Source organism: Pseudomonas guariconensis (assembly GCF_040822035.1).
Classification (GTDB): Bacteria; Pseudomonadota; Gammaproteobacteria; order Pseudomonadales; family Pseudomonadaceae; genus Aquipseudomonas; species Aquipseudomonas guariconensis.
This window is the reverse complement of sequence record NZ_CP162012.1, coordinates 2,457,272-2,473,018: the sequence shown is the minus strand read 5'-3', so window position 1 is coordinate 2,473,018 and position 15,747 is coordinate 2,457,272. Positions and strand designations below refer to the sequence as shown.

Below are 15,747 nucleotides of genomic sequence, written 5' to 3'. Positions count from 1 at the left end.
CAAGGAGGCAGCATGAACACTTGGCCGCGCCGGGCGCTTTACGCCGCCGGGCTCTCCCTCTCTCTCAGCGGCGCGGTATCGGCTGCGCTCACCGAGGTCGATCCAGGCCCCTACACCCTGGCCACCGGCGGTTATCCGATGTGGTACAAGGACGCCAGCGAACTGTCGCTGGAGCTGTGCCAGTCGCGCGCCACCAGCTCACGGGCACCCGGCGCACCCGGAGCACCTGCGTACATGTGCACCTTGCTGCCAGAGCCGGGCGTGTATGACGACACACTGCCGCTGGTATTCCCGGATAACTGGCCGCCTGAGATGTTCTGGTTCCTGGCCGAAACGTCGATTCCTGCCGTGGGCAACAGCGGCTATGAACTGGAGGTGTACGTCGCCGGCATCGAAGCGGCGTTCGCCTCCGAGAACCCGGTGGACGGCGACCAGCAGAGTTTCGCCCGCATTCGTATCCGCGCCTCGGTGCCGACCGCTGGCACCTACCGCATCACCCACCCCTATGGCGTCGAAACCGTGGTGGTCAACACCCCCGGCCGACGCGCGATCAACATCACCCGTGACATCGGCATCGGCGCTCCAGGTGACTTCAGCGGTGCACTCAAAGGCGACATCGGGCCGTTCCTGCGCAGCGCCACGGGCTTCTATACCGAGCTCAACCCGGACACCGGCGCCACCGATACCTTCATCGGCGACCCCAATATCACCGAGGCAGTGACCGGCAGCCCGTTCAATACCAACTTCGTGGCCATCGACGGCCCGGCCGGACACATCCAGACCGACGTGTTCACGCTCTCGGGCAAGGTCCTCGACCCGCGCGCGCAGACACCCGTGAACCTGGAGCGTGCCACCTATCAACGTAACGGCAACGGCACCCGCGTCGAGGTGTTCGCCAAGGCACCGAGCGATGCCAGCCTGTGCATGCGCTATGGCCTGGCCCTGGTCGGCACCCCGGGCTCGCCCTGCGAGTTCACCTTGTTGTCCGACAACAACGGGCTGTTCTTCAGCCAGCAGTTGAACCAAGCCGCACCGCCACCTGTGTTGGTGGTCACCGCCAGCAGCACCACAGGTGGCACTCGGCCAACAGCGTTGTCCAGCAAGCTCAGCGACGTGGTGAAGATTCGCACCGCGCATTTCGACTGGGCCAGCAAACGCCTGGTGATCGAGGCCAGCTCCAGTGACGAAGTGCTGATACCGGACCTGGTAGCCCAGGGCTATGGTCGCCTGTCCAAGTCCGGCACGTTGCAGACCTTGACCGTCACCGACCTGACCCAGCCACCTGCCACCGTCACGGTCAAGTCCGCCCGCGGCGGCAGTGACGTCGAACCGGTAACGGTGGTGGGCAACGCACCGGTCGTCGCCGAGAACCAGCCGCCGCTGGCTCAGGCCGATGTCGGTGGGACCAGTGTCGGCGTACCGCTGACCCTCAACTTGCTGACCAACGACACGGACCCCGACGGCGACATACCGTTGACCATCACCGATCTCACCCAACCGGGTACCGGCCTGGGCTCGGTGGTTCTCAACGGCACCACGTCGGTGACCTATACCCCGCCTGTCGGTGCCACCACGGCCTTCCCGGCGATCTTCAGCTACCGCGCCCAGGACGCCAAAGGGCTGAAGTCCGAGCCTGCCACGGTGACCGTCAACGTCGTGCCCAACCGCGCACCGACCGCTGTCGCCGACAGTGTCGCGACCCTGGGTGTACCGCTGACCATCAACGTGCTGGCCAACGACACCGACCCTGAAGGCAACCTGCCGCTGGCCGTGGCCAGTGTCACTCAGCCACCCGTCGGTCGCGGCACGGTCAGCCACAACGGCACCACGGTCACCTACACGCCACCGGCCACCGTCACCGCGCCTTTCACCACCACGTTCACCTATGTGGTACGGGACTCGATCGGCGCGCTGTCCGGCAATGGCACCGTCACCGTGCAGGTCTCGCCCAAGCCGCCGACCGAGACCCTCACGGTCACCGCGGCGACGGTCACCGCACGCTCCAACAACCGTTACAACTGGGACATCAGCGGTACGTCCTCGGTGACCACCGGCAACACCGTCACGGTGCAGGTGACCACCCGTAACGGTCTGGTGACCCTGGGCAGCACCGCAGTACCACTGACCGGACGCTGGCGGGTGATCGTGAGCAACAGCACCACCCTGGTACCGACCGCCACGCCGTCAGCGACCATCCGTACCAGCCAAGGCACTGTTCGCACCGTGCCGGTCAGGCTGCAGTAAGCCCGGGAGGCTGCCATGAAACGCCTGAATCCCCTGCTGCTCTGCCTGGCCCTGGCGGGCCAGGCCCTCCAGAGCGGCTGGGCCGACGACCTGATGGACAATGCCGACCTTGCGCTGGGCAACGACCTGGGAGAACCGGTGATCGTGCGCCTGATCCCCGCAGGTGCCGGCCAGATGGCGGTCATCGAGCAGCAAGGTTCGGGCAACCGCGCCGCCCTCGATCAGAACGGTCAGGCCCTGCTGGGCCGGATCGTCCAGGCCGGGGGCGCGCAGGAGGCGTACATCCTGCAGGAAGGCAGCGACCTGATGGCCTCGATCGTGCAACAGGGCCAGGGCAACAACGCTGCCATCCGCCAGAGCGGTAGCAACAACAGCGCCTCGATCGAGCAGTTCGGCAACTACAACACCGCCAGCATCCAGCAAAGCGGCACGGGGCTCACCAGCGCCGTGACCCAGGCTGGCAATGGCCAACATGTTCAGATCACTCAATACCGTTAGACCTGGAGGCACCACCATGTTCAAGCTCGCTCCCTTAAGCGCCGCCGTTGTCCTGGCGATCGCCGGCCAGGTCATGGCCGATGACAGCCTTTCGACCCAGAGCCAGCAGGGCAAGGCGAACATCGCCGAAGTCCAGCAGACCGTCGCCCCCTACGCCTCGGCCACCCAGGACCAGAACGGCCAGGGCCACAACCACCTGGCCGTGCAGGACACCAGCACCAGCGATATCAGCCAGAGCGCTACCGGCTCCTTCAACGCCGGCTACGCCGACCAGATCCTGGAGAACGGCAGCAAGACCCTCCAGCGCTCCGGCGGCAGCCTGAACGACAACTTCTCCAGCCAGTCGCTGGGCCAGGACAACCAGGTGCTGCAGGTCCAGCAGGGCACCGGCAACATGTCCAGGGTGTTCCAGGAGTTCCAGACTGGAGCCCAGGCCACCACGCTGCAGCAAGGCAGTGCCAACGATGCCGTGGTCGAACAACTGATCGGCGGCACCAACAACCGCGCCCAGATCATGCAGGAAGGCACCGGCAACACCGCCGCCGCCGAGCACATCCTCCATGACAACGGCGACATCCGCATCGGGCAGAAGGGCCAGGCCAGCTGGGCCTATGGCGACCAGCGCAACGGCCTGGGCGGCACCATCGACATCCAGCAGGTCGGTAGCGGCCACTCTGTAGAGGTATGGCAGGACACCCAAGTCGCCAGCCAGGCCAGTGTCTATCAGCAAGGCCAGCTCAACGAGGGCTACATCGACCAGAGCTTCGGCGAGGCCAACTCCGCCCATCTGTCCCAGAGCGGCCAGCGTAACGCCAGTTGGTCGGACCAGTTCGAGTCCACCCACTCGGTGGTCGACATCACCCAGAACGGCAAGGACAACCTGCACTTCACCTACCAGACCGGCGACAACCACAGCCTGACCATCGACACCACCGGCAACGGTAACAAGGTCCTGGCCAGCAACTGGAAGGGCGAGAAGTTCGGCGGCCAGTTCGGCAGCAGCCAGACAGCCCAGGTCAAGCAGAACGGCAACGGCAACAGCGTCAACTTCAACCAGGAAGGCATGAACCAGGTGGCCAAGCTCGAGCAGAACGGCAACCGCAACACCATGGAGACCAACCAGGTCGATGGCAACAACGAGCTGTACTTCGAGCAAAATGGCAGCGACAACCTGCTCATCGCCGCGCAACGCGACGGCGGCAACTACGCCGAGGGCTTGAGCGCCGGTAACGGCAACGTCATCAACCTCGACCAGTCCGGCCAGGGCAACCAAAGCTACACCTACCAACTGTATGGCAGTGGCAACACCGCCAACATCACCCAGACCGACGTCGCCAACGTCGCCTATGTCACCCAGGGCGGCACCGGCAACCTGGCGACCGTCACCCAGAGCAACATGAACCAGAACGCCGCCATTACCCAGTACGGCAGCACCAACACTGCCATCGTCACCCAGCAGTAGCGGGTCCCCCCTTGGACCGCGGTGTTCCCTCTCCCTGGCGCCGCGGTTCCTTTTTACTCCCCCTTCCTTGGCGGTAAACCCTCTCCCCTGTCACAGCGCTTGGCTTGAAGTCGCCGCTGCTCCTTCCCGGATACACCCGCAAAGGGGGCAGCGCTCACACCGCGCAGGCTGAGCGGTTCGTCGCTTCGACTAGCCCACGGACAGGCCGCCGGCATTACAATGCGTGCAGACCCAACCGACGCCAACCCCATGATCCAATCCGACCTCGACCTGTTCGGCCCGCAGCCGCAACGCCTGGCCAGCCACACGGTGCTGCTGCCAGGCTTCGCCCTGGCCGAAATCGAGGCTGTACTCGATGCCCTGCGCCCGGTATTGCGCGCCGCGCCCTTTCGCCATATGCGCACCCCGGGCGGCCTGCACATGGCCGTGGCACTGACCAACTGCGGCGCCCAGGGTTGGGTCAGCGACGAGCAAGGCTACCGGTACAGCCCCACCGACCCCAAGACCGGCCTGCCCTGGCCGGCCATGCCCCAGGTTCTGCTCGATCTTGCCGATCGCGCCACCTGCGCTGCCGGTTTCGATGGCTTCGTCCCGGATGCCTGCCTGATCAACCACTACGTCCCCGGCACTCGCTTGACCTTGCACCAGGACCGTGACGAGCGCGATTTCGGCCAGCCGATCGTGTCGCTGTCCTTGGGATTACCAGCGGTGTTTCTCTTCGGTGGACTGCAGCGCTCGGACCGGACTCAACGGATACCCTTGAGCCACGGCGATGTGCTGGTATGGGGAGGCGAGGATCGACTGCGCTATCACGGGGTGATGCCGATCAAGCCTGGCGTGCACCCGAGAATGGGTGAGCGGCGGATCAACCTGACACTGCGCAAGGCGCGTTGACGAAAGAAAGCGCTCTGACCTGTTCGCGGATGAACCCGCGCCCACCAGGATCGCACCGCATCGGGAGGCGACGCTGTACCTGTGGGAGCGGGTTCTCCCGCGAAGTGGCAGTTAGGCCAATCACTGCTGCTGGTTCTGGCTCAGGAATTTGTCCACCTGCCCGTTGCCCTCCCCTGCATCCGCCACCTGCCACAACCGGCGCTCGATGCCCTGGGCCAGCAGGTGTCCCACAGCCGCCTCGATCGCCGACAGCACGCACAGCTGGGCCGGTTCGTTGGTGGTATAGCCCACCTCGGCTTCGAGCAGTTTCTTGAACTCGATGAACTTGAACACCCCGGCGCTGCGACCGATCGAATAGATGGTCTTGCTGGTCATCACATTGGCCAGCACCTGGCCACTGCGCACATCCACCGCCCGCAGGTTCACGGTCACCTGATCGACGCGGTACTCACGGGATAGGTCGATGCCCAGATACCGAGCACCCTCCCCGCCACTGCGCACGTTGGTGTCGTAGGCGATGATGCCGCCTTCGAGCATCAGGTTGGCCGCCTGCAGTGGCGGCAACTCGCCCTGGATGTTCAAGGGCGCGTCGGGTTTCTTTTGCGAAGCGCGGATGATCTTGCGCTCGGTCAACAGGTTCTGCAGGCCCTCGCGCTCCAGGACCACGAACCAGCCGCTGGCGCTCAAGGCGTCCATCAACATGCTCGCCGCGCCTTGGGTGACGCTGGTGGAGAAGGAGCTTGCCGGGGTCGGCTTGTACTGCCCGGTCTGGTCACGGAAGCCGTACACCACTGCCATCAGCCTGCCCTTGGGCCGTGGCATGTTGATCAAGTCGTAGTAGGTCGAGGCGCGCGGGGTCAGGGTCGGGGTCTCCGTATCCTGTTCGGCGGGCATCGGCTCGCGCAGGCCGCAGCCTTGCAAGGTGGCGAGGATCAGCAGTGTGCTCAGCAAGCGTTTCATGGTCGTTCTCCCCTATTGGCCCGTCCCTCTCAGGGGTTCAGGCCGCTGACCTCGATGATCGAGACTTCCCCTGTCGCACGGTCGGTGACCTTGATGCTGAGGGCCCCGGAGTCGTCGATCACATCGATCAGGAACGAATCCGTAGAGAGGCTGCCGGTCTTGCCGTCGTTGATGTTGTCCAGCAACTGGGACAACAACCGCGACTCGAGCTGGTTGCTGAAGCGCTCCAAGGCCGAGGTGCCGGCGAAGGCCGAGGCGCGGTCCTTGAGGTCTGGGTCGTCATGGTCGTTCTGCGCCTGGGCGTTGTTCAAAAGCCAGGTGCCGTTGAGCGGGTTGCCGCCGAACGCCGGATTGACCGGGGTGTACACAAGCTCCGTGGCCTGGGTGTGACCGGCAAAGGCGCCGGCCAGCAGGCAGACGGCGACGCACCGGGAAATGTGGTTGCTCATAGCTCGTCCCTCTCCAGATCAGTGGTGTCCTGCAGCAGCCGTTGCAGCTTGCGCTGGATGATCTGCTGCTTGACCAGGTCCGCCGCCGCGACGGCCTCGTCTTTGAGTTGCGTGGTATTGGGCGGCAGGAAGCGCCGGTACAACACCTCGCGTTCGTACTCCACCGTCACCAGGCTGCCCCAACGGGCGTCGGGGCGTTCGCGCACCACCAGGTTGAAATCCAGGCGGCTCGTGGCGCGCAGGCGGTCGGTGAAGTCGTTGTAGAAGTCATGGCCGATGTGCGAGATGGTGTTGTCGACGATGAACCCCTTCATCTCGTCCTCGGCGTCAGCACGGGCCGGGGTGCCAGGCAAGGCAAGCAGCAGGCACAGGCAGCACAGGGCAGCGAGCGGCTTCATGGCGTATCTCCTGGGCCGCTGTGGGTACGGGCTGCGCCGCTACCCTCGGCGAACGGCTGCTCGGCGACGAATTGCCAGTCGCTGTAGTGCTCGAGCCCCTCGAAACCGGACCACTGGGCATCGAACCCGCTGCGTTTGAGTGGCGTGGCATCCGAACGGCTGTGAATGCCGGTGATCCGCCCGTCCTCCGAACGCAGCAGGCCCCAATCTTCGCCGTTGGTGATCGGGTCGGGGTACAAGCGGCGGATGTGCCGCTGGGGCGATGGGAACCGGTTGTCCTCCAGCAGCTCTTCCAGCGCCTGCGGGTACTGGGCCAGGCCAGGCGATGCACGGTAGTAGCTGCGCAGCGCCTGGGCGTACTGGCCACCGATCCACAGCAGCTGGCGCTCGTGTTCGCGCTGGGCGGCCGTGGCCCACAGGGTGCCGGTGGCGGCCAGGGCCATGCTGCTGACCGCGATCAGAAACAGCACGCCCAAGTAGGTGAAGCCCGCGCAGGCCTTACCATTCGGCATAGAGGCTGCCATCACGCGCCCTCCCGGTTGCACCGCTTTTGATATCGGCCACCCCGCCCGTCACGCCCTCCGGCGGCGGCACCAGTTGCCAGGCATCGCTGCGCTCGGTGATCGGGTCCACCGGGGTGTTGCGCAGGTAGCGCTGCTCCACCAGTTGCTCCAAGGACTCGGGGTAATGGCCGGTGTCGCCGTAGTAATGGTCCAGGGCCTCGCGCAGCACGGCCAGGCTCTGGCGCAGCGTGGCCTCGCGGGAGGCCTCCAGGCTGTTGAAATAGCGCGGCAAGGCGATGGTCATCAGGGTGGCGATGATCGCCATGACCACCAGCAGTTCGATGAGGGTAAAGCCACGGTTGCGTTTCATGACCGTCACCATTGCCCGTAAGGGATGCCGTTCAGGCCAATGCCGCTGGCCTTGGAGTACACATCAAAGACGTCCTTGCCATCACGCGGATTGTCGGCGCTGCTGTCGTAGGCACGCAGCCCCCAGCCCCCTTCGTCCTCACGCTTGGCCGCCACCAACGGGTCATGGGGGATGCGCCGCAGGAAGTAGAACTTCGCCCCTTTGGCACTGCGCACGTCGCGCACCCCTTCGACCAGCACCTCCAGGCTCGGCGGGTAGCCACTGCTGTCCAGGCGCTTCTCGATGTAGCCGGCATCGAAGGCACGTTTGTAGGCGTCGATGGCGTCGCGAATCTGATACAGCGCTTCGCGCAGCTGTTGCTCCTTGCCCCGGCGCACCACGGTTTCGGTCAAGGGCGCGGCCATGCTGGCGAGCAACCCGAGCAGTGCCAGGGTCACCACTACTTCGATGAGGCTGTACCCCCGCTGCTGGCGTTTCATGGCCGTGGGCCCACTGGGGTGGTGATCGCGGCCGGGACGGTGGCGACCGTGCCCTGGGTCGGCTCGGCCTCAGGCTGCACGACAGGGGCCATCATCTGCTGACGGACCTGCAGGCTCGACTCGGTACCCGTGGCGAACTCCATGTCCGACGGACTCTGGTACGGCAGGTTGCGCACGATGCGCGGGGTGATCGCCAGCACCAGCTCGGATTTGCTCTTGTCGTCGCGGTTGCTGCCGAACAGCCGCCCCAGGCCGGGGATGTCACCCAGGCCGGGGATCTTGTTACCACTGGAGGTCAGGTCGTTGCGTACCAGGCCCGCCAGTACCTGAGTCTCGCCATCATGCAAGCGCAGGCTGGTCTGGGCGTTGCGGGTATCGACCTGGACCGGGATGGTGCCCTGGCGAGTCGGCTCCAGCGGGGTGGCGTTGCTCACTTCCAGGGCCACCTTGATCGCCACTTCGTTGTTCAGGTGCACGGTGGGCTGCACTTCGAGTTTCAGACCTACATCCAGGTAGGTGACACTTTCAGTGATCACCGGGCCTTGGGTCGACGGCACCGAAGTGGCGCTGATGATCGGCACCCGCTGGCCGATGTGGATGCGCGCCTGCTCACGGTTGCTGACGCGGATCACTGGGCTGGCCAAGGTGTTGATGTCCTTGTCGGCGGCGTTGATCTTGGCCTGGGGCGCCGGGGCGATGCTGATGCGGCTGGAGTCGATGCCGCGCAGCTGGTCGAGCACGCTGACCGGGTTGCCCTCGTCGTTGAGCACACCGAAGGTACTGGGCCACTGCAGGCCCAGGTCGAGGATGCGTGACCGGGCCACCTCCATCACTTCCACCTCCAGCACCACCTCCGGGTTGGACTGGTCCTGGGACTGCAAGAGCTTCTCGGCCATGCGGATGGCATCGGGTGTATCGCGCATGGTCAGGGTGTTCAGGCGTTCATCGACGAACACATCACGGGTCTTGAGCATGGTCTTGACCATGTTCAACGCGGTATTGGCGTCGATGCTGGTCAGATAGAAGGTGCGCATGACCAGTTCCTGGTAGTCCTTGGTCTTCTGCGGGGAATCGGGGTAGATCAGCAAGGTGTTGTCGTTGACGATCTTCTGGTGCAGTTGGTTCTGCTCCAGCAGCAGGGCCACGGCGTCTTCGATGCGCACATCGCGCACGAAGATGGTGGCTTTCATGTCCGGGCGCAGGTCTTTGTCGAAGATGCAGTTGATCCCGGCGACCTGGGACAGCACCTCGAAGATGGTCTTGAGATTGGCGTCGCGGAACTCCAGGGTCACCGGCCGCTCCAGCTTGCTGCGCAACTGCGGGAACGGCTGCGCGGTGCGCGCCTGAACGTTTTCGATGTCGCTGCGCAGCGCAATGCCCTTCTGGTTCTGCGGATCCAGGCGCAGCACATCGCGCATGTAGCGTTCGGCACCGAATAGATCGCCCTGGCGCAGCGCGGCCTGGCCCATGGCCACACGTTCGTCGAGGTTGCGCACCAGCTCCAGTTGGCGAATGCCTTCCTGGGCGCGACGGTTGTTCGGCTCGATGGTCAGGACCCGGCCATAGCCCATGCGTGCACTGGCGAAGTCATGGCGGATGCGGTCGGCGTCGGACTGGGTCAGCAGCGCTTCGACAGCCTGCTGGCGGCCATGGGCCAGGGCGATGTTCAGCTCAGTGTCGCGCGGGTCTTCACGCAGCGCGTCTTCCAGCATGGCGATGCCCGCCTCGTACTGGCCCTCCTTCATCAGCTCGGCGCTGTCCTTGCGCGTACCGCTGGAGCCGCAGCCCGCCAGGGCCACGCACAAAGCCAGCATCATGAACGGAGCAGGCTTGCACAACTTCGAAGGCTTCATGGTGCGCTCCCGACAGACAATGTCTGTGACTGGTGCAAAGGCAGGTAGACCAGGTCCAGCTCGGTGGCCGAGATCCGGTCGAGGCGGTAGGTGTGTTCGATGACATCGCCCTGGCGCACGACATAGAGTTTCTCGCCGTTCTGCAGGAACACCTGCAGGTCGTCGCGATCCCCCAGGCGGCCTACGAACTGGAAAGGCAACACCGGGGCGGTGGGTGCGGCCTCCACCACCGGCGCCGGGGCAACGGGTTGCTCGGTGACGGTGGCCATGGTTTTTGGCGCGGTCCATTGCTGGGCCGGGAACAGGTCTGTCGAGGCCTTTGCTTTTCCTTTCGCGGGCAAATCCGCTGCCACAGGTGCTGTGCGGGCGCTGGTTGTCGTGGGCGCAGGCTTACCCGCGAAGGGCTCGACACCGTCTTGCTCGCCGAACCAGTGCCCTGGCGCCCAGGCCAGAGCGCCTGAAAGCCCGAGAAAGCCGACCCACATCACCGCGCGTTGAGTGTTCATCACGACCTCGACAGGTAAAGGGTCATGCGCAGACGACCGTTGAGCTCGCGCTCACCGATGCGTTTGCGCTGCAGCTCCAGGTCCTCGAGCACCAACGTCGGTACCTGGCCGAGCAGCGCCTGGAGAAAACCGCGGATCTGCGGATAGCTGCCGCGCACTGGCAGCACGATCTGGTAGCGCGCCAGCTGGGTTTTCGGGTCGACGCCCAGGGCGTACTCGCCACGCGCCAGGCTGATGCGCTCGGCGCTGGCCAGGTGATACAGGCGCTCGATCAGCTCACTGGCCTGGGGTTGTCCAGGCAGTTGCTGGCGCAGACTGTCCAGCGCCTGCTGCTCAGGCTGAAGCGCCACCTTGAGCTCGCCGCGCTTGACCCGTTGCACCTGCACCGCCGCGTCCGCCTCGCTGGCCCGCAGTTCCCGCACGGCCTGCCATTGCGGCAGCACCCAGGTGACCCCGACCAACAGCGCCAGGGTGCCGACGGCGACTGCGGCGCACCCGACACGGCCCAGGCGTGCAAGGCGCTCATGGAGAATCAGACTAGGGACGCGCATGGCCGGTCTCCCAGGTCGCGGTCAGGTTGAAGCGCACCGGATGCTCAGGCTGGCCGGTCACCACCTCATGGTTGAGCAGCGAGACATCGCGCAACTCCTCGCTGCGCTCCAGGCGCTGGTGGTACTGGAGCATGGCTTCCAGGTTGCGGGCTTCGGCAGCGATACGGACTTGGCCTTTGCGCGCATCGGGAGTCAGGCTCAGCAGTGCCACGTCTTCCTGGGGCATGCCCTCGAGCATGGCGAACAGTTGCTGCCAGGGCCGTTGCAGTTGCTGGGAGACGCTGCGCATCTGCGCCAGTTGTTCGGCCTGCTCGCGGCTGGCGGCGCTGTTCAGGGGGGCGGCGCTGACCGGGCGGCGCCCCAGCTGCTGCTCGAGCAGATGGACCCGGGCCTGAAGGTCCGCCTGTTCGTCCTGCAAGTGCTGCTCGATCAGCAGCATCGCTGCGAGTACGGCGCATCCCAGGGTCAACAGCGACCAGGCGATCGGGCTGCCGGGGGCTGGCTGGAATTCCAGATCGAGGCGGCGCATGTCAAGCCACCGCCCGCCACATGGCGCACAGCGGATCGCTGTCGCCTGCCGGCTGGCACAGTTGCACGGCGGCCAACCGCGGCACATCCCCTCGCCCCGGCGCATGCAGGTAGACCCTGGGCAGGTGCTCGCCGTACAGCTCACAGGTGCGCTCGATCAGCGCCTGCAGCGCCTGGTCGTTGTCGGCGCAGCCCTGGGCCAGTACCTGTTGCCAGGCCCCCCCAGCGGCCAGCAGCAGCACACTGCGCCATGGCTCGGCGAGCACGAAAAGAAAATCGCCCTCCTCCAGTTGCGCCGAGCAGCGGTTATAGGCGGCCATCAGATAAGGCTGGACCGAGCGCAGGCTCAGGCGGCTTTCCCGGCCCAGTGCCTGCAGAGCCTGCAGCAGTGCTTCGGGCAAGGCCGTGGCGATGCGCGAAGCCCCTGCCGGCTCCGGCGAGAGCACGATGCGCCAGTCGTCCAGCGACTGACCGTAGAGGTTCTCGAAGCAGGCCCGGGCGTAGGCGTCCAGCTCACGCGGATGACCGATGGCGTCGCTCCAGGGCACCAGGCAGAAGCGGCTGTAGCGCGCCGACAGCAGCACCCGCAACTGGGCCCGCCGTGGCGCATGTTCGGCGAGCAATTCGCCCAGGGCCTCGAGTGCCGGTGCCCAGGCCGGTTGGGCGGGATCGCAGGTGAAGGCGCGGCTGCCCAGCCACTGATGTTGGTTGGCGTGCCAGCGACCGAGGCCGACACCCTCGGCGCCGAGCACGGCGCAATAGCGATCAAGCGATAAATGTGACACGGTTGATCTCCTCAAGCGTGGTACGGCCCTCGCGGACCAGGTCCAGGGCAGAGGCGCGCAGCAGACGCAGACCCCGCTGGCAAGCCAGCGACTTGATCTGCGACAGGGGCCGGCGCTCGACGATCATCTGCCGCAGGTCGTCATCCAGGTGGAGCAATTCGGCGATGGCGCTGCGTCCGCGGTAACCACTGCCACGGCACTGGCCGCAGCCCTGGGCGCGAACGAAGGTCCATCCAGCCACGCCTTCACGGGTGAGCCCCGAGGCGGCCAGGGTTTCGTCATCCGGCTCGGCGTGGACCGCGCAATGCGGGCAGGCCAGGCGAATCAGGCGCTGGGCCAGCACGGCGTTGAGCGCCGAGACGAAACTGTAGGGGTCGACCTGCATCTGGCTGAAGCGGCCGATCACATCGAAGACGTTGTTGGCGTGGATGGTGGTGAACACCAGGTGCCCGGTCAGGGCCGATTGCACGGCGATCTGGGCGGTGTCCGGGTCGCGGATCTCGCCGACCAGGATCTTGTCCGGGTCATGACGCAGGATCGAGCGCAGACCCCGGGCGAAGGTCAGCCCCTTCTTCTCGTTGACTGGAATCTGCAGCACACCCGGCAATTGATACTCGACCGGGTCTTCGATGGTGATGATCTTGTCCACGCCGTGGTTGATCTCGCTGATCATCGCGTAGAGCGTGGTGGTCTTGCCGCTGCCGGTGGGGCCGGTCACCAGGATCATGCCGTAGGGCTCGGCGGCCAGGCGGCGCAGGGCCACCAGGGTGTGGTCGGCAAAGCCCAGGGCCTGCAACTGCACCCCGCTGACCCGGTCGGACAGGTCCTGTTTGTCCAGCACCCTCAGTACGGCGTCTTCGCCGAAGATGCTCGGCATGATCGAGACGCGGAAGTCGATTTGACGCTCGCCCACCGCGACCTTGAAGCGGCCATCCTGGGGCACGCGCTTTTCGCCGATGTCCAGCTCGGCCATGACCTTGATGCGCGAGATCACTTGGTCGGCGAAGGCACTGCCACTGGCTTTGCCGGCACCGTTGAGCACACCGTCGATGCGGTATTTGATGGTCAGCCCCTGGCCGGTCATGCTCAGGTGGATGTCGCTGGCATGCTGCTTGAGGGCGTCGTAGAGGGTCGAGTTGACCAGCTTGACCACCTTGCTCTGGTCCTCGCTGATGCTGGTCAGCGACAGACGCTGCAGCGGATCGGTCTCGGTGCCGGGCTCGGCATCGTGCTCCAGGGCGTCGACGGCATGGAAACTCTCCTCCTGGCGGGCCAGGAAGGCGGCGATGTCGGCGGCATGGGCCAGGTACAGCGGCGCGCCCTGCAGGCAATCGTCGATCCAGGCCAGGCGGGTATTGTCGAAGGGGTCGGCGAACACGCCGACGGCCTGGCCTTGGTGCTGGACCAGGATGAACTCGCGTTTGAGGCACTGTGCCAGGCTGACCTGCTCGAACAGCGGCGTGCTGGCGAACAGTGCCTGGCTGTCGAGTACGGGGTAATGGAGGGTGGCGCCCAGGCGTTGGGTGAAGGTGGCGGCGTCGTCGCCGGCAAGGCGCGCCAGGCAGCTGAGCAGGCGTTCGTCACCGGCTTGCAGGCGGGCCTGGGCCAGCAGTTCGCGGGGGTAGGCACCAATCCGTGGTGCATCGCCCACAGGCTCAGCGCGCGCCTGGAGGCAATGGAGATCCTGTGGGAGCGGGTCTACCCGCGAAGGACCCTGTACAGGCTGGGGTGCTTGGGCTGTATCGACGACGTCTGACATGGCCTGCGACTCCGCTCAGGGGCGCGTCGCAGGCTGGCTCGGGGTTGCCGGGGTGGCCGCGGGCGCCGCTATTCCCCGGTGAGCAGTTCGTCGTCAGGTGTGGGCGGTTTCACGCCGTTGCGTCGGCGGTCGGCCAGTACCCAGCTGCCATCGTACATCTGCAGGGGGAACGTCTGGTTCCTGTTCTGGCGTCGTTCGACGAACCCCTCGGCCTGTGTGTCCGCTGTCCGAGTCTGGTGCTGTGGGCCGGTCAGGTCGGCGACTGCGCGGGCCAGTTCCGCCAATGGGAACGGCTTGAACAGGACATGGGTGACACCGAGTGCCGCGGCCCGCTCACGGACTTCGGCAGTCGGGTGGGCGGTGATCAGCACGAAATGGCACTGCATGCTCCTGCGCACGGTCTCCAGGACCTCGAACCCCTCCATATCGGGCAAGCGGTAATCCAGTACGATCACATCCGGTGCCAGGACCTGTGCCTGGGCAATGCCACTGATACCGTCGTGGGCGACATGGACTTCCAGGCCTTGCGCTTGCAGGTAGGCCTGCAGGTTCTGCGCAAGGGTCTGTTCGTCATCGACTACTAATACTCTGTTCACCAAGGTCGACTCCCAAGAACTTCCCGGTTGCCCGGACTCTGGAGTTCGGCCTTGTACAGGCTTGAGCATCCTTCGTGCCAGGCGTGAATAGTCATGTCGCACAACTGTAAGTCGTTGATTTTGCGGTATCACCCAATCCAGGCGAGGACCGGCTCCCCCACTTGCGGGGAAGTTGATGGCACTTTGCCCGATCGCTTACCCCCAGCATTGGGGAAAACCCCCTGCCGGGCAAGCCCGTGGCAGCGCAATGTGCAAGCGGCCTCTCACATTCAGTCGGCAAGCTCGACCTTCGCACCTTCGCGCAAGCGCTTACGCACCGACTGGCGGGCCTGGGCCTGCATTTCGTCCACGAGCGCGAGCCTGGCCAAGGCCAGACCCTGCTCTCGTTCGACTAAGGTATTGGTACTTTGGTTCTGCATCCGTTGCAATCTTTCCCTGTTTGCCTGATAGAAGGCTTCGACCTGCTCTGGGGTGGGCTCATCGGTGGCGGTCATCTGGGCGTACAGTTGCTGCGCGGCCATCTCGTGACGAGTGTAGTCGGCGTACTCAGTCCTATCGAAGCCGGCCTCGGCAAGACGTTGCTCGAACACCGCAGCGCTGCCGAAGGCCCGCTCCAGCTCAGCGAGACGGGCCGATACGCTGTCCTCGCTGACGACCATGCCACGGCGCTGGGCCTCCTGCCACAGCAGCTCCTTGTCGATCAGCTCGTCCAGGGCCTGGTCGCGCAAGCGCTTGTAAAGGCTCGGGCTGCGTATGCTGGCGACCGGTCGACCTTGATCCTGGAGGTATTCGGCAAAGTAGCGCTCAAGGCGCATGCTGCTGATCTCGACGCCATTGACCCTCGCCACGGCGACGTCCGCCTGACCCAACGGCGCGAACCCCAGCAGCAGACACAGCAACACGATGCGCATG

Annotated in this window: 18 protein-coding genes; 4 read left to right on the top strand and 14 right to left on the bottom strand. The window is 65.3% G+C overall.

What is annotated here, in order from left to right; genetic code table 11:
- Window positions 1-12: 12 nt before the first annotated feature.
- The 4 genes from AB1N67_RS11335 (at window position 13) to alkB (ending at window position 5,098) form a co-directional block, all read left to right on the top strand.
- The gene (locus tag AB1N67_RS11335; RefSeq protein ID WP_367863815.1) at window positions 13-2,244 is read left to right on the top strand and encodes an Ig-like domain-containing protein; all 2,232 of its coding nucleotides are present in this window, start codon (window positions 13-15) and stop codon (window positions 2,242-2,244) included.
- A gap of 15 nt (window positions 2,245-2,259) precedes the next feature.
- Window positions 2,260-2,742 carry a curlin gene (locus tag AB1N67_RS11330; RefSeq protein ID WP_070575871.1) on the top strand — a complete coding sequence of 161 codons (483 nt, stop codon included), beginning with the start codon at window positions 2,260-2,262 and terminating at the stop codon, window positions 2,740-2,742.
- 16 nt (window positions 2,743-2,758) lie between these two features.
- The gene (locus AB1N67_RS11325) at window positions 2,759-4,204 is read left to right on the top strand and encodes a curlin (protein WP_090342634.1); all 1,446 of its coding nucleotides are present in this window, start codon (window positions 2,759-2,761) and stop codon (window positions 4,202-4,204) included.
- 249 nt (window positions 4,205-4,453) lie between these two features.
- Window positions 4,454-5,098 carry a DNA oxidative demethylase AlkB gene (alkB, locus tag AB1N67_RS11320; RefSeq protein ID WP_367863814.1) on the top strand — a complete coding sequence of 215 codons (645 nt, stop codon included), beginning with the start codon at window positions 4,454-4,456 and terminating at the stop codon, window positions 5,096-5,098.
- Between the two features lie 120 nt (window positions 5,099-5,218).
- Here the strand turns inward: alkB and AB1N67_RS11315 are convergent, their stop codons facing one another.
- The 14 genes from AB1N67_RS11315 to AB1N67_RS11250 form a co-directional block, all read right to left on the bottom strand.
- Window positions 5,219-6,058 (bottom strand): CsgG/HfaB family protein, encoded by an 840-nt coding sequence (locus AB1N67_RS11315; RefSeq protein WP_337157334.1) that lies wholly within the window; start codon window positions 6,056-6,058, stop codon window positions 5,219-5,221.
- Between the two features lie 29 nt (window positions 6,059-6,087).
- The gene (locus AB1N67_RS11310) at window positions 6,088-6,507 is read right to left on the bottom strand and encodes a curli assembly protein CsgF (RefSeq protein WP_043214444.1); all 420 of its coding nucleotides are present in this window, start codon (window positions 6,505-6,507) and stop codon (window positions 6,088-6,090) included.
- Complete coding sequence (csgE, locus tag AB1N67_RS11305; protein ID WP_043214441.1) at window positions 6,504-6,905, bottom strand: curli production assembly/transport protein CsgE; 402 nt, start codon at window positions 6,903-6,905, stop codon at window positions 6,504-6,506. The genes AB1N67_RS11310 and csgE overlap by 4 nt, the downstream gene beginning before the upstream one ends.
- Window positions 6,902-7,429, bottom strand: a complete 528-nt coding sequence (locus tag AB1N67_RS11300; RefSeq protein ID WP_043214439.1) for a type II secretion system protein — start codon at window positions 7,427-7,429, stop codon at window positions 6,902-6,904. The genes csgE and AB1N67_RS11300 overlap by 4 nt, the downstream gene beginning before the upstream one ends.
- Entirely contained in the window at window positions 7,404-7,778 is a 375-nt protein-coding gene (locus AB1N67_RS11295; RefSeq protein WP_043214435.1) for a type II secretion system protein, read from the bottom strand. Before AB1N67_RS11295 ends, AB1N67_RS11300 begins: the two co-directional genes overlap by 26 nt.
- A gap of 5 nt (window positions 7,779-7,783) precedes the next feature.
- On the bottom strand, window positions 7,784-8,257 hold the full coding sequence (locus tag AB1N67_RS11290) for a type II secretion system protein (RefSeq protein ID WP_367863813.1): 474 nt from the start codon (window positions 8,255-8,257) through the stop codon (window positions 7,784-7,786).
- Window positions 8,254-10,110, bottom strand: a complete 1,857-nt coding sequence (locus AB1N67_RS11285; protein WP_367863812.1) for a secretin N-terminal domain-containing protein — start codon at window positions 10,108-10,110, stop codon at window positions 8,254-8,256. The genes AB1N67_RS11290 and AB1N67_RS11285 overlap by 4 nt, the downstream gene beginning before the upstream one ends.
- Window positions 10,107-10,616, bottom strand: coding sequence for a hypothetical protein (locus AB1N67_RS11280; RefSeq protein WP_043215023.1), 510 nt, complete (start codon window positions 10,614-10,616; stop codon window positions 10,107-10,109). The genes AB1N67_RS11285 and AB1N67_RS11280 overlap by 4 nt, the downstream gene beginning before the upstream one ends.
- Window positions 10,616-11,167, bottom strand: a complete 552-nt coding sequence (pilO, locus tag AB1N67_RS11275) for a type 4a pilus biogenesis protein PilO (RefSeq protein ID WP_090342622.1) — start codon at window positions 11,165-11,167, stop codon at window positions 10,616-10,618. Before pilO ends, AB1N67_RS11280 begins: the two co-directional genes overlap by 1 nt.
- A complete protein-coding gene (locus AB1N67_RS11270) occupies window positions 11,154-11,696 on the bottom strand; it encodes a PilN domain-containing protein (RefSeq protein WP_253131912.1) in 543 nt (180 codons plus the stop codon). The genes pilO and AB1N67_RS11270 overlap by 14 nt, the downstream gene beginning before the upstream one ends.
- 1 nt (window position 11,697) lies before the next feature.
- On the bottom strand, window positions 11,698-12,480 hold the full coding sequence (locus AB1N67_RS11265; RefSeq protein ID WP_367863811.1) for a hypothetical protein: 783 nt from the start codon (window positions 12,478-12,480) through the stop codon (window positions 11,698-11,700).
- The gene (locus tag AB1N67_RS11260) at window positions 12,461-14,239 is read right to left on the bottom strand and encodes a GspE/PulE family protein (protein ID WP_232095240.1); all 1,779 of its coding nucleotides are present in this window, start codon (window positions 14,237-14,239) and stop codon (window positions 12,461-12,463) included. The genes AB1N67_RS11265 and AB1N67_RS11260 overlap by 20 nt, the downstream gene beginning before the upstream one ends.
- Before the next feature lie 68 nt (window positions 14,240-14,307).
- Window positions 14,308-14,838, bottom strand: coding sequence for a response regulator (locus AB1N67_RS11255; protein ID WP_043215034.1), 531 nt, complete (start codon window positions 14,836-14,838; stop codon window positions 14,308-14,310).
- A 266-nt stretch (window positions 14,839-15,104) separates the two neighbouring features.
- Window positions 15,105-15,746 carry a SurA N-terminal domain-containing protein gene (locus tag AB1N67_RS11250; protein ID WP_367863810.1) on the bottom strand — a complete coding sequence of 214 codons (642 nt, stop codon included), beginning with the start codon at window positions 15,744-15,746 and terminating at the stop codon, window positions 15,105-15,107.
- Between the last annotated feature and the right edge of the window lies 1 nt (window position 15,747).

Bases quoted from the DNA above. Each gene is read 5' to 3' on its own strand.
- AB1N67_RS11335 (WP_367863815.1), top strand. From the start codon at position 13: ATGAACACTTGGCCGCGCCGGGCGCTTTACGCCGCCGGGCTCTCCCTC.
- AB1N67_RS11330 (WP_070575871.1), top strand. From the start codon at position 2,260: ATGAAACGCCTGAATCCCCTGCTGCTCTGCCTGGCCCTGGCGGGCCAG.
- AB1N67_RS11325 (WP_090342634.1), top strand. From the start codon at position 2,759: ATGTTCAAGCTCGCTCCCTTAAGCGCCGCCGTTGTCCTGGCGATCGCC.
- alkB (WP_367863814.1), top strand. From the start codon at position 4,454: ATGATCCAATCCGACCTCGACCTGTTCGGCCCGCAGCCGCAACGCCTG.
- AB1N67_RS11315 (WP_337157334.1), bottom strand. From the start codon at position 6,058: ATGAAACGCTTGCTGAGCACACTGCTGATCCTCGCCACCTTGCAAGGC.
- AB1N67_RS11310 (WP_043214444.1), bottom strand. From the start codon at position 6,507: ATGAGCAACCACATTTCCCGGTGCGTCGCCGTCTGCCTGCTGGCCGGC.
- csgE (WP_043214441.1), bottom strand. From the start codon at position 6,905: ATGAAGCCGCTCGCTGCCCTGTGCTGCCTGTGCCTGCTGCTTGCCTTG.
- AB1N67_RS11300 (WP_043214439.1), bottom strand. From the start codon at position 7,429: ATGGCAGCCTCTATGCCGAATGGTAAGGCCTGCGCGGGCTTCACCTAC.
- AB1N67_RS11295 (WP_043214435.1), bottom strand. From the start codon at position 7,778: ATGAAACGCAACCGTGGCTTTACCCTCATCGAACTGCTGGTGGTCATG.
- AB1N67_RS11290 (WP_367863813.1), bottom strand. From the start codon at position 8,257: ATGAAACGCCAGCAGCGGGGGTACAGCCTCATCGAAGTAGTGGTGACC.
- AB1N67_RS11285 (WP_367863812.1), bottom strand. From the start codon at position 10,110: ATGAAGCCTTCGAAGTTGTGCAAGCCTGCTCCGTTCATGATGCTGGCT.
- AB1N67_RS11280 (WP_043215023.1), bottom strand. From the start codon at position 10,616: ATGAACACTCAACGCGCGGTGATGTGGGTCGGCTTTCTCGGGCTTTCA.
- pilO (WP_090342622.1), bottom strand. From the start codon at position 11,167: ATGCGCGTCCCTAGTCTGATTCTCCATGAGCGCCTTGCACGCCTGGGC.
- AB1N67_RS11270 (WP_253131912.1), bottom strand. From the start codon at position 11,696: ATGCGCCGCCTCGATCTGGAATTCCAGCCAGCCCCCGGCAGCCCGATC.
- AB1N67_RS11260 (WP_232095240.1), bottom strand. From the start codon at position 14,239: ATGTCAGACGTCGTCGATACAGCCCAAGCACCCCAGCCTGTACAGGGT.
- AB1N67_RS11250 (WP_367863810.1), bottom strand. From the start codon at position 15,746: ATGCGCATCGTGTTGCTGTGTCTGCTGCTGGGGTTCGCGCCGTTGGGT.